General features: G+C 54.8%; 9 protein-coding genes. 3 read left to right on the forward strand and 6 right to left on the reverse strand.

What is annotated here, in order from left to right; genetic code table 11:
- The first annotated feature begins 217 nt into the window (after positions 1 to 217).
- Entirely contained in the window at positions 218 to 1,210 is a 993-nt protein-coding gene (locus AB1L30_RS12180) for an aldo/keto reductase (protein ID WP_367013696.1), read from the forward strand.
- Between the two features lie 39 nt (positions 1,211 to 1,249).
- Entirely contained in the window at positions 1,250 to 2,026 is a 777-nt protein-coding gene (locus AB1L30_RS12185; protein WP_367013697.1) for a cyanophycinase, read from the forward strand.
- 1 nt (position 2,027) lies between these two features.
- Here AB1L30_RS12185 and AB1L30_RS12190 read toward each other — a convergent pair whose 3' ends face one another.
- The 3 genes from AB1L30_RS12190 to AB1L30_RS12200 form a co-directional block, all read right to left on the reverse strand.
- On the reverse strand, positions 2,028 to 2,495 hold the full coding sequence (locus AB1L30_RS12190) for a carboxypeptidase-like regulatory domain-containing protein (RefSeq protein ID WP_367013698.1): 468 nt from the start codon (positions 2,493 to 2,495) through the stop codon (positions 2,028 to 2,030).
- A gap of 47 nt (positions 2,496 to 2,542) precedes the next feature.
- Positions 2,543 to 3,496, reverse strand: coding sequence for a DUF1559 domain-containing protein (locus tag AB1L30_RS12195; RefSeq protein ID WP_367013699.1), 954 nt, complete (start codon positions 3,494 to 3,496; stop codon positions 2,543 to 2,545).
- Between the two features lie 420 nt (positions 3,497 to 3,916).
- On the reverse strand, positions 3,917 to 5,356 hold the full coding sequence (locus AB1L30_RS12200; protein WP_367013700.1) for a sigma-54 dependent transcriptional regulator: 1,440 nt from the start codon (positions 5,354 to 5,356) through the stop codon (positions 3,917 to 3,919).
- Between the two features lie 226 nt (positions 5,357 to 5,582).
- Between AB1L30_RS12200 and AB1L30_RS12205 the strand changes: the two genes are divergently transcribed.
- Positions 5,583 to 9,098, forward strand: a complete 3,516-nt coding sequence (locus AB1L30_RS12205; protein WP_367013701.1) for a response regulator — start codon at positions 5,583 to 5,585, stop codon at positions 9,096 to 9,098.
- Positions 9,099 to 9,262: 164 nt separating this feature from the next.
- On the opposite strand, the gene AB1L30_RS12210 is transcribed toward AB1L30_RS12205, so the two are convergent.
- From AB1L30_RS12210 to AB1L30_RS12220, 3 genes are all read right to left on the reverse strand, one after another.
- Positions 9,263 to 9,397 carry a hypothetical protein gene (locus AB1L30_RS12210; protein ID WP_367013702.1) on the reverse strand — a complete coding sequence of 45 codons (135 nt, stop codon included), beginning with the start codon at positions 9,395 to 9,397 and terminating at the stop codon, positions 9,263 to 9,265.
- Positions 9,398 to 10,001: 604 nt separating this feature from the next.
- A complete protein-coding gene (locus AB1L30_RS12215; protein ID WP_367013703.1) occupies positions 10,002 to 11,465 on the reverse strand; it encodes a hypothetical protein in 1,464 nt (487 codons plus the stop codon).
- Between the two features lie 144 nt (positions 11,466 to 11,609).
- On the reverse strand, positions 11,610 to 12,107 hold the full coding sequence (locus AB1L30_RS12220; RefSeq protein WP_367013704.1) for a response regulator: 498 nt from the start codon (positions 12,105 to 12,107) through the stop codon (positions 11,610 to 11,612).
- Positions 12,108 to 12,242: the final 135 nt, after the last annotated feature.

The raw sequence follows: 12,242 nt of genomic DNA on the forward strand, positions 1-12,242 counted from the left end.
GGGGTTAGACGTAAAGAACCTGCAAAGATAGCTTGGAGTTGGCTATTGTGCGTCAGGATGACTCGGAAAGGCATAAAACCGGCTTGGAAAAGTAAGGTTGCCAGGGCCCGAACCGCTATCGTGTACCGTGACAACAATTCTCGACTTCGGTTTCCAGCCTTAGCAAAGTCAATGTGAAGCCTGGAAACGAAATGCGATCAGGAAAAGGTAGCGGCAGATGCGATACAAAAAGTTAGGTCCCGATGGTTGTCTCGTCTCGGCAGCCGCACTTGGCTGCATGGGCATGAGCGACCTCTACGGAGTCCGCGACGACGCGCAGTCAATCGCCACCATTCACGCAGCCCTCGATGCCGGACTGAACTTTCTTGATACGGCCGACATGTACGGCCCCCACACTAACGAAATGTTGATCGGGGAGGCAATCCGAGATCGGCGCGAGTCAGCGTTCATTGCGACCAAGTTCGGCATCGTTCGCGATCCCAACGATCCTCAGAAGCGAGGAATCAATGGCCATCCCGATTACGTCCGCCAATGCTGTGACGCTTCGCTGAAGCGACTGGGGATCGACACGATCGATCTCTACTATCAGCATCGCGTCGATCAGAATGTGCCGATCGAAGACACAGTCGGCGCGATGAAGGAACTGGTCGAAGCGGGTAAGGTCCGTTATCTCGGGTTGTCCGAAGCATCAGTCGCAACTATTCAACGGGCAGTAACCGTTCATCCGATCTCGGCGGTGCAAACCGAGTTCTCGATCTGGAGTCGTGACGCGGTCGATGACGGCGTCATGGATGCGTGCGGCAAGCTGGGAATTACCTTCGTGGCGTACAGCCCCTTGGGGCGTGGATTCTTGACAGGCAGTCTGAAACGTTTCGAGGACCTGGAAGCAGATGACTATCGTCGTCACTCACCACGATTCCAAGGCGACAACTTCGACAAGAATCTGGAGGTGGTTCGGCAGATTGAGATGATCGCCTCCGAAAGTGGCTTCACTTCCGCTCAATTCGCACTGGCCTGGGTGATGAAGCAGGCCGACCACGTGATCCCGGTATTCGGAACGAAGAAGGTCAAATACCTGGAGCAAAATCTGGTGGCGCTGCAGATTGATCTGACCGACGAGCAATTGAAACAAATCGAGGAGGTCGCCCCACAGTCGGCGTTCTCAGGGACACGCTACGTCGAAAGTCTCATGAAACTGGTCAACGCCTAAGCACACTGTCCGCAAGAGGTACCGTAAATGATCGTGCGAATGCTCTCAGCATGGATGATCGCTGGTCTGTTGATTACTTCTGGCTTCGGAGACGAGGCGACGTTCTCCAATCCGCCGAAAGGTGCCCTGATCATCGTTGGCGGCGGAGGGTTGCCTTCCACGATCGTCGATCGTTTTATGGAACTGGCGGGAGGAAATACGGCGAAGATCGTGGTCATTCCGACAGCCTCGGAAAAGCCCGATCCCGAAGAGCGTCTTGTCTCCCGTTGGAAAGGACGAGGTGCCGTCAGTGTGAAAGTCCTGCACACGACCGATCGCAAGGTGGCGGATACGGAAGAGTTCGTCGCAGAACTGAAAGAGGCAAGTGGCGTCTGGATCGGCGGTGGTTCGCAAACAAGGCTTTCCAACGTGTACGCAGGCACCGCCGTCGAACGTGAACTGAAGGCATTGCTCGCACGGGGAGGTGTCGTCGGTGGAACGTCTGCGGGGGCGGCGATTCAATGTCAAACAATGATCGCGCATAGTAAGCCAGTTCCAGTGATGGGTGTGGGGTTCGATCTGCTGCCGGGGGCGATCATCGACCAACACTTCCTGGCCCGAAATCGTATGAACCGATTGCTTTACGCTGTGCAAGATCATCCTGGGCTCGTTGGTATCGGAATCGACGAGGCGACGGCGATCGAAGTGCACGGCAACGAGTGTCGGGTCCTCGGCGATTCATTTGTCACGCTGGTACTTGGCACCGGCACCAAGCGTCCGCTCGACATTCAGACTTTCTCAGCTGGGAAGTCGTTTACCATTTCGGCGGCGGAATAGTTCATCGTTTCTCGGTCGGCTTGGCTGGTGGAGTCGAGCTGAGGTTCAGGTCAATGGTGTTATGCCCGGCGGCCACTTGTTGCACAAGAAAGTCGTTTCCGTAGTAATGACCCGGAAGACCATCTTCGGCAGGCTGCTGTTTTGTGAGCGGCTGCCGAGGCTCGACACCGACGGGGCAGATACGCACCTCGTGGCCCCCAATCTTGGCTCCCATCTCTTGGGATGAATAACGCAGCTTGTAGACGCCTGACTTGTCGGTGACGCCGAACGATTCGCGTCCACCGGTTTGAGGAGTGAAGGTCACCATTGCCTGGCTAACGGGCTCACCGTCGAGGGTCACGGTGCCACTGACCCAACCGATATCAGCAGCTGAACGTTGACAGCCGATCGTGCCCAGCAGCAACAACAAGAGCGAAAGCGAATAGTACTTGGCAAGTTGCCGGGAGTTGGCGGAATCTGGAACGCGCATGATCGTTGGCCACTGAAGGATGATGAAAGTCAAAACGAAGGTAACGACTAGTACTGTCCAATCGTGTTACCGTCGGCGCGATCGGCGAGGTTTTCCATGGTGGCGCCATCCATCGTTTCCGGCAGAAAATGGACCGAGCCATCGGCAAATACAAATTGGGCACCGCCGGGATGGTGCGAGCTGTAGGCGTTTCGGAAAGTACCGTTGATGCGACGAGCCGTCGTGTTTGCGAGTGATTCCTGAGTGACACGAACGACTTGATCATTTCCGCTGTAGCCTGATCCGTCGTACATCCCCACCCAGACAGCCGCCATTCGGTCGATTCCATCCCCAAGATCGCCATAGGTCACTTCGCCAATGGCTAATGTGTTGGAGGTGCCGTCGGTGATGTCGCGGAATCTTGTATGACTTCCGCCACCAAAGATTCCGGTTTCCGCTCCGAAGCAGTATCCGCGATACCAACCGCTGGGACAATCGGACGGCCCCCCACTGGTCGCCCCTTCGTTAAACGAACCAAAGACCCCTTTGTAGTTCGAGGTCGCCGGGACATCTTCGGTCGCGAAGGCATTCTTTTTGAACTCGGCATTCAGTTCCGGCGCTGGCGAAGAAGGGCAAAGGTAGACTGGCAGCGAGGTCTGCGTTAATTCGATCATGTTGGTAATCGTCGCGTAGTTCGTCAAACGGTTCGAGGTAACCCCTAGTTGTTCGTGCAAGGCAGGCTGCTCGACGTAAGGCAAGATCAAGGCGCCCCAACCCCAGCCAGGCTTGCCGAACCAGCCGGAAGATTCAGTGTAAGGAGCACGGACCGTCGATGGGGGCATACCGTGGAAGACGTCGTGATAGTTATGTAGCGCTAGCCCCATCTGCTTTAGATTGTTACGACACTGCGAACGCCGCGCTGCTTCGCGAGCTTGTTGTACCGCTGGTAACAGAAGCGCGATCAATACGCCGATAATCGCGATGACCACCAGCAACTCGACCAAAGTAAATGCGGAACGCATACGAATCGATGTTGAACAGTTGTTCTCTTGCATCAGGCTACCCTCGAAGATCGACAATGAAAGAAATGCTTCGGTGGCCTGAGCAATCAAACCAGGAAGCGTAATATCGGAAAAGAGATCGTCTGGGGCTACGTCGCATGGGGGTGATACGACCGATGTAGAATAAGCCGATCCATCCAAGGACGCTTGTGCTACGCGGACCGTTTTGTTTCTGAAACGGACACGCCCCAAACTTCGGAAATGGGCGTTTACGCCAGAAACGCCGGCAATCGTCGGGTGAACTGCCGGTGGAGTACGATCAAGAAACGACGCCCATTGTGCGCCGTGAGACATCGTAATCAGGCTTCCAACTGGAAAAGAAAATTGCCAGACAGGTAAATCCGTTTCCCAAAGGAAAGCACTTTTTGGGTGCTACCCGCGTTAGTCGTCTTCGTTTTCGACGTTTAAGGTAACGCTGATTCCCAGATCTTTTAGCTTAACGCGAAGGGTCTGCCGGGCGATCCCAAGTACCCTGGCCGCCTTGTGTTGGCTGCCTCCGGTGAACTCAAGGACCTTTTTCAGCAGCATTCGATCGACATGTCCATGAACGACGGAATAAATGTCGGTCGAGTTGGATTCAAGCAGTTCCTGGACCAAACGTTCCAGTTCTGGGTTCGGAGAACCGTCGGTTTCGACAGGTGATTCTGTGCTTCCTTCGATCAGGTCGGGCAAAAAGGCAGGCAAAAGAACGTCGCCGGTGGCCCGTAACAGTGCCTGTTTCAAAACGTTTTGCAGCTCGCGAATGTTCCCTGGCCAGGCATAATTCTGCAGAAGTTCGAGCGTATCTGGGGAAACGTCCTTCACGTTCCGCCCCAACTCGCGGCTGAAACGACGGAGGCAATGCTGAACCAGCATTCGCAAATCGTCTCCCCGTTCCCGCAGGGAAGGGAGGTGCACAGCAAAAACACTGAGACGGTAATAAAGATCGGCCCGGAATTTGCCTTCTTCCGACCAGGTTTTCAGGTCGCGATGTGTGGCGGCAATCAACCGGACATCGGTTTGAATTGACTCGTTGCCACCGATGCGCTCGAACGATTGTTCTTGAATCACCCGCAGCAGCTTGGCCTGTAATGCCAGCGGCATATCGCCCACTTCATCGAGAAACAGCGTGCCGCCGTTGCATTGCTCGAACTTGCCAATGCGGCGACGATCGGCCCCGGTGAAGGCTCCCTTCTCGTGACCAAAGAGCTCACTTTCAAGCAGGTTTTCAGGAATTGCGGCACAGTTGAGAGCCAGAAAAGGCGCGTTGCCCCGGTTGCTATGTTGATAGATGGCCCTTGCGACCATCTCTTTCCCAGTGCCGCTCTCTCCGGTAATCAGCACTGGAACGTCCTGACCTGAAACCCGGCCAATCGCCTTGTAGACTTCGAGCATCGCTGGGCACGAACCGATGATTGCACCCTGGATGTCCTCTTCTGGCAGCGTCTCGGCTACGACCGTTGGCTCGCGCATACGCTGCGAAACCTCGAGGGCTTCATGCACGACTCGTTCCAGTTGACGCAGTTCGACCGGCTTGAACAGGTAGTCATAGGCTCCCTGTTTCATCGCTTCGATCGCGGTATCTGCCCCTTTGGCGGTCGTGATAAAGAGGACCGGAATTCGGGCATCAATCTGGCGAATCTCTTGATAGACATCCAGTCCCGAGGCGTCTGGCAAACGCAGGTCCAGCAGGACAACTTCCGGCTTCAATTCCGAAACCATTTGAACACCTGCTGCGCCGGTCGTGGCCGACTCGACCAGAATATCCATACCCTTGAGGATGGAATGCACCTGCTTAAGAACAAGATCCGGATCGTCGTCGATAACCAGAACAGATGCCATCTACCAGCCAGTTTGCTACGATGCGAAAGAAGCAGGACACGTCGTCCCTGTCAGCCTCTCTTTCTAACGGAGTTCCGGTTCTAACGGCAAGCCGTAGAGAGAATTATTTCTGTCGGCATGCCACTCGCATAAGATAAGTGGTTCCGAAATTATCGAGGCCGGACGCACTAAATGCGTGCTGACAGAAAGGGATGGAGAGAGCTTGCGACCGACCAAAGGACACTTCATGAATTTTCGCCATCTTCGCACTCATTTTCTGGTGGCCGGGTTTCTTCTATTGGCCGCCATTGGCAGCGCCGGGGCCTGGAGCATTGTCACCATCGAACAGATGGGAGCACGTATGGGCGATACGCTTAATACGCACCAGCAAACGATCGACATCGCTGTCGAGATGATCACCCTTCTCGAAGAAGAAGACGAAGCGATCTTGATGGCGTTAAATGGCCAAACCGAAGAGGCCCATGCCAAGCTGAAGGCCGATCGAGAGGCTTTCGATCAGGCCTGCGTCGATTTAGAACCACTTCTTGAGTCGGAACAGGATCATCACAACTTCAAATTGGCTCGTGTTCATGTCGAGCAGTTTCGTCAGGTGAGTGACGCGTTGTTGGGGGAAGAATTCAGCCACGAAGCGTTCGACGATTACGTCAACGTTGTCCATCCTGCGTTAACGTTGACGAAAGAAGACTGTCGTTATTTTCGGGAGGTCAACGTGAACTTCATGCAGCAGGAAGGGATCATTGCCAGGCGAGATGCCCGGCACAGCGGTCTGGTCGTCGCTGGCGTGACACTGGTGGCGTTAACGCTCTCGGCGCTGGTACTCATCCAGCTGACCTACCGCGTGACCCGGCCAATCAACGAGCTCGATCGTGCCGTCGAAGCGCTTCGGCAAGATAAACTCGATTACCGAGTACCTGTGTCCTCGTCTGATGAACTAGGCCGCCTGGCTGAAGGTTTCAATCGCATGGCGGATCGGATCTCCGACTTCCGCTGGGAGATGGAACAACAATTCCGCCAGATGGCAGAGAACATTCGCGAGATCTTCTGGATCATGGATCCGGATAAAACCAAGCTGATCTACGTGAGCCCTGGCTACGAACAAGTGTGGGGACGCTCGTGCGAGAGCTTCTATGAGAATCCGCAGGAACAAATTGAATTTGTCCATCCAGAAGATCGCGACATTGTTTTGCGCAGCAAGGCCCAGCTCAAGGAAGGCCACTTCCCAGCGACCGAGTTTCGCATTATCCGTCCCGATGGCAGCGTTCGATGGATTCGTCGGCGGTCGTTTCCTTTGACAGATCATATGGGGGTGGTGAATCGCATCGCGGGACTGTCGGAAGATATCACAAACCGGAAATCGTCCGAGAATCAATTGCGTGATAGCGAAGAACGATTCCGCGGCACGTTCGAGAATGCTGCCGTTGGTATGGCGCATAGTAGTCCAGAGGCTCGCTTTCTCCGGGTGAATGAGAAGTTCTGCGACATGATTGGTTATAGTCGCGAAGAATTGCTCCATCTCTCATTGTTTGAGATCACGCATCAACGCGAGAAGGGGGCCTCGCTCGAGAAGTTTCGCGCGCTGATCGATGGCATGCTCGACAGCTATTCGGAAGAAAAACGTTTAGTCTGCAAAGATGGCTCGACGGCTTGGGTGCATGTATTTATTTCGGCGCAACGCGATGCCCATGGCAAGCCATTGCACGCGATTTTGGTGATTGAAGACATTTCCGAGCGTAAGCGTCTGGAAGAAGAAATCCGCCAGGCGAAAGAGGTCGCGGAACATGCGAATCTCGCCAAGGATGAGTTCCTGGCGAACGTCAGTCACGAGATCCGCACTCCGATGAACGCGATTCTGGGAATGACCGAACTGGTGCTCGATACGGAGCTGCGTGGCGAGCAGCGGCAATGCTTGAAGACGGTCAAGTCGGCCGGGGATAACCTGTTGGGGATTATCAACGACCTGCTCGATTTCTCGAAGATTGAAGCAGGCAAGCTGGAACTGGAACAAGCACCGTTTTCACTCCGTACAATGGTGGGCGATACGCTTCGGGCCTTGGCGGCACGTGCCCACCAGAAGGGGATCGAGCTGATCTGCGAAATCGAGCCAGAGACGCCAGAGAAGCTGATCGGAGATCCAGTTCGACTGCGTCAGGTTCTTTTGAACCTGATTGGTAACGCCATCAAGTTTACGCCAACCGGAGAAGTGATTGTATCGATCTGCCAAGTGAAGGAAGCAGAAGGCGACAAGCCTTGCACCCTTAAGTTTGTGGTGAACGATACTGGGATCGGTATTCCCAAGTCGATGCAATCGCGGATCTTTGAAGCGTTCCAGCAGGAAGACACCTCGACGACACGCAAGTATGGCGGAACCGGACTAGGGCTTTCGATCGCAGCAAGTCTGGTTGAATTGATGGGGGGTACCATTGCTGTGGAAAGTGAACCAGGCCAGGGGAGCAAGTTCTCCTTTACCGCTGACTTTGGTTTGCAAACAAATAAGGACGAAGCCGAATCAGGAAGTCCCGACGCGGACCTCGCGGGTCTGAGAGTTTTGGTGGTGGACGATAACGCGACCAACAGACGGATTCTGGAATCGACACTGCGTCGGTGGAAGATGGAGGCGGACTGTGTCGAGGACGCGGGCAGCGCCAGTGATGCGCTGTGGGAAGCGGTTAACAGCGAGCATCCATACGAACTGGTGTTGCTCGACGCGCGAATGCCGGAGACGGATGGTCTCTCGCTTGCTTCGCGAATTCGAGAATGGACGCCGATGGCGGCGACAAGGATTGTGATGCTGACTTCTGGTGATCGACCTGGCGATCTGGCAAGGTCGCGGGAACTTGGGATCGATGCCCGTCTGTTAAAGCCTGTGCAGCAGGAAGAACTGCTTGAAACAATCGTCAAAGCCGTCAGCCGCAAGGGAACCTGCGATCTTGCTTCCGCCGATCAACGATCGAGGCCAGGTAAGACGATTAACCCCATGCAAACGAGACGAAATATTCTGGTGGCGGAAGATAATGAGTTCAATTCCGCGATGATTGAACGCCTTCTAACAACGCACGGACATAACGTGCGGATGGCGTCGACGGGCCGCGAGGCGCTTGATATGGCGATTCGTGGTGGATTTGATGTCATGCTTCTGGATGTGCACATGCCGGAACTGGACGGCCTGCAGGTTGTCAAAATGCTCCGCGAACATGAAGAGCCACGTGGTGAACATTTACCAGTGATCGCGCTGACCGCGCGTTCCCGGGCCGAGGACCGTCGGAAGTGTCTGGAGGCAGGGATGGACGAATACATCTCGAAGCCGATTGACTCGAAGCATCTACTGAAAACGATTCAAGGCCTGGTCCCCGAAAAAGACGATGCCGCCCCACCGCCTGAAACGATGTCGAACCTGATCACCGCTTCGATTTTGTTGGGGGCCTGTGGCGAAGATGAAGATCTATTCCAACAGATGCGAGAGACGTTGAAGCAGCGTCTTCCGGAACGATTGGAACGACTCGCGATTGCTGCGGAAGCGAGCGATACCGGTGCCATTCGGGAAGAAGCTCACAAGCTGGCAGGCATGTTGTCCGCGTTCAGCCACATGGTCGGTGAAATGGCTTCCGAGCTAGAAGATGATGCCGAAGCGGGGCGACTCGAACAAGCACTCCAGGGGACCGAAGACTTGCTAGGTGCTGCCCAGTTATTGTTAGCCCAGATCGATAACGCCAATTTCGATGATCTCAAACGCGCGGCGGACTAAATGCGAGTCGTTGAAATATTGACCTCTGCGCACGAAAACAGGCTCGCACGTGGGAAGTTGTGCTGAACTTCCCGGTGCGAGCCTGCGTCGTTGTGCGTCGTTCTTCAGGGGAATCGGCTACTGGCAGTTGGAGGGCTGCCAGCAGCCAATTCCCTGGGAAGACGTTAGCGAGACTGGTGGTACGAAGGTGACTGATGCTTCAGAAATGCCAATCGGCCGAAGTGAACATGCGAGCCGGAAACGACCGAGCTCGAGGTGAACAAGCCAAAGAGCAACAGCATTGTCAAAAACTTCTTCATGGTACGTCTCCCAGAAAGTTGGAGAGTCGAGACTCTCCGGTGATGATGGCGAGGAGTTGGGTCAAACGTGCGTGACCAGATTGGGGCTCCTCGTTGTTGAACTAACTAAATGCAGGCTGCGTGCCAGATTGTTGAACGGCTCGAAAAATTGCGGGTCGAGCTGCATCTACCCGCAAGAACTAACTACTTCAGGTGGGAACCGCCGCTGCAAACTGCCGAATCGGAACGTAATGCTGGCGGCGATTTCAATGCCATCGCGGGTTTATCCCCAACTCTGTCACAGGTACCGGTCTAATGAATCGACCAGTGGACTGGAAAATTACCCACCCATTCATCGGCAACCCACCTGGCTGACCGTGGCAGAAGGCATTTGGCCTGGAAGTCTCGATGCATTCTTCCTGAGAAATCGTTGTTTAAAGGTCGTCAAATCCAATATCGCCGAGCCAGTATTGAGCTGGTCGGAACCCCCATACAGACGGTTTAGACATTGGCCGACTTACGGCAACAACAGGCCCTGGCATTTACCTACTTCGATCTCCATTGGATCGCGGAGATATAAGCCATGGCGATGATCCCGATCCCGCTGGTGCTGCTGACGATCATGCTATTGGCCGCTGCGGGTGATCGCCGCGCGTTGGGTCCAGCCCCAGCGAAAGAGATTACGGGTGTCGAGAAAGCGCGAGTCGCGCTTCGATCCCAGGATGACCACTACCAGGCGGTCTCCGTTGCGTACGCCGGTAGCGACCAGGCAGGCCCCCGCCATCGTTGTCGTGCCGGTCTTCAGCCCATCGAAGCCTTCGATGTCGAGTAATTCGTTTGTGTTCTTCCAGTAGTGAATTCGTTTCGAGCCACTTGGCTGGACGATCTCAGCGGAGTGATGCTGGGTGTTGAAGTATTCGTGTAACGCAGGCTTTAGGAGAACAAACATCGCCAGCTTGGTGAGATCGCGAATGGTGCTGCGATTGCCGCTATTACCATGCGGGGCGAGATAAATCGTATCTTTCATTCCCAACTCGGCAGCCTTAGCATTCATATGGTCCACGAAGCGGTCGTAGCATGCAGCGGCCGAGCCATTCCGTATGCTTCCATTGTCGTCAGGAAGATAGCGGCCGAAGTGTTCCGCCAAGGCGATCGCGGCGTCGTTTCCGGACGGCAGTAATAGTCCGAACAAAAGATCGTGCGCCACGACCTTCTCACCAACTTTTACGGCAGCCGTCGAGCCGGGCATGTCATCGGCGCGCTTTGAGATCGAAACCACTTCTTTCAGGCGTTCTGGCTTTTCCTGGCAAAGCTCGAAAACAATCAGCGCGGTCATCATCTTGGTTGTGCTGGCCATCGCTCGAACCTGGTCTGGATTCTTGCTCCAGAGCATCTCGCCAGTCGCTCCGTTAGCGATGCCCCAAGCCATGGCATTCACCAGCGGTGGTCCATCCAATGAGTCGGCTGCCAAACGGTTCGCTTCCGCCGCGGCGAAATGGCCCTCGACTTGCATCGCGCCAAGATAAGCGTACTGCGAACCGGCGGCACATTGGATATCAATCGTTATGAAGCCTTTCCCATCGGCAACGACATCCGAGAACATGAGGGGACGACCTTGGTTGTTCTTCGCGTCTAGGCTATTAGTGTGGTTGTTGACCGTGTATTTCCCGCTTCGCATTTCGGTGCCACCCATCCGCGAAGCATCGATGGTGATGCGATAGCGGTGGCCTGGCGACAAACCTTCCAGACGTAGTGTTGCTGCCGGATCGACGCCCTGTTCGAGGTAGAACGAATCGGTACTCGCTGAAGCAGGCAGGGACGCGTGGTTGGAAGTGCCTGAAAGATTGAAGCCCGCCCACGGGTCGAGTTGGCGAACCGATAGCGACGTCGCCTTTCCCGTTTGATCGAGCGCGTTGGTCAGTACCATTCCGCTGGCTCCGGGCTGGTCGATGTTATTCCAGGGAGCTTCGCTTAGACGCTGCGATGAACCAAAGTCGATCCTGATGATCGAATCGTTGGCGAATGTAAACTCAGACAAGCCAAGGCAAACGGTACCGATCAACAGCAAACGAAAAAATGACGCGTCCATTTCAACCTTTGGTCAGCAGACCAAGAAAGAGCCAGATGGCAGCTCACCGATGGAGCTTGCCTCTAGTCTAGTGCCCCCAGTAGAGTAGGGGCGATGGCGCAATTTGCAAAAGACTTGTCAATTTCCGCAATAAGCGATGCGAGGTCAGGCGTCGACCGCCGCGTTGGGCATCAGCACTTGATTGGTGGCGGAGGCCGACATATCGTTACCTGGCGCGGTGGAACGATTCTTCACGTGAGCTTCCTGCAACGACATCCACCACTCTTCGTGCTTCTTGAAGACCGCTTCGACGGCACGTTCTAAACGAGTGAAATCGTTCAATGGCTTAAAGATGCATGCCTCGGCACCCCATCGCATCGATCGCAGAATGGTGTTAGTACCAATCAGCCCCGAGAGCATGATCACCGAAACGCCGCCATCATCTTTCTTGATCTGCTGCAGCAGTGTCAGGCCATCGACAGGTTCCATTTGAATATCAGAGATCACCACCTGGCAATTGTTGACCAACAGGGCCGTCATCACTTCCGACGGATCAGCAATCGAAATCACGTTGTAGCCCAACTGCGTGAAGTGATCGGCGACCATCTCGCGAATCAAAGCCGAGTCGTCCACATGCAGGATCGTGCGATTGGCGGCGAACATGGTTTACCCTTGAAGAATTCAATTGGCTAAAAGAATGACGCCGTGTGATGGACTGGACGAAGACGTCTCTTCTGGCATGGGTTCAAGCACGAAACGAAAGACACCGCTCTCGACTCGAACGAGAAAAATATGGGG

It is taken from the genome of Bremerella sp. JC817 (assembly GCF_040718835.1).
Taxonomy (GTDB): domain Bacteria; phylum Planctomycetota; class Planctomycetia; order Pirellulales; family Pirellulaceae; genus Bremerella.

Coding starts and splice junctions, on each gene's coding strand:
- AB1L30_RS12220 (WP_367013704.1), bottom strand. CDS start 12,107: ATGTTCGCCGCCAATCGCACGATCCTGCATGTGGACGACTCGGCTTTG.
- AB1L30_RS12190 (WP_367013698.1), bottom strand. CDS start 2,495: ATGCGCGTTCCAGATTCCGCCAACTCCCGGCAACTTGCCAAGTACTAT.
- AB1L30_RS12205 (WP_367013701.1), top strand. CDS start 5,583: ATGAATTTTCGCCATCTTCGCACTCATTTTCTGGTGGCCGGGTTTCTT.
- AB1L30_RS12195 (WP_367013699.1), bottom strand. CDS start 3,496: ATGCGTTCCGCATTTACTTTGGTCGAGTTGCTGGTGGTCATCGCGATT.
- AB1L30_RS12180 (WP_367013696.1), top strand. CDS start 218: ATGCGATACAAAAAGTTAGGTCCCGATGGTTGTCTCGTCTCGGCAGCC.
- AB1L30_RS12200 (WP_367013700.1), bottom strand. CDS start 5,356: ATGGCATCTGTTCTGGTTATCGACGACGATCCGGATCTTGTTCTTAAG.
- AB1L30_RS12215 (WP_367013703.1), bottom strand. CDS start 11,465: ATGGACGCGTCATTTTTTCGTTTGCTGTTGATCGGTACCGTTTGCCTT.
- AB1L30_RS12210 (WP_367013702.1), bottom strand. CDS start 9,397: ATGAAGAAGTTTTTGACAATGCTGTTGCTCTTTGGCTTGTTCACCTCG.
- AB1L30_RS12185 (WP_367013697.1), top strand. CDS start 1,250: ATGCTCTCAGCATGGATGATCGCTGGTCTGTTGATTACTTCTGGCTTC.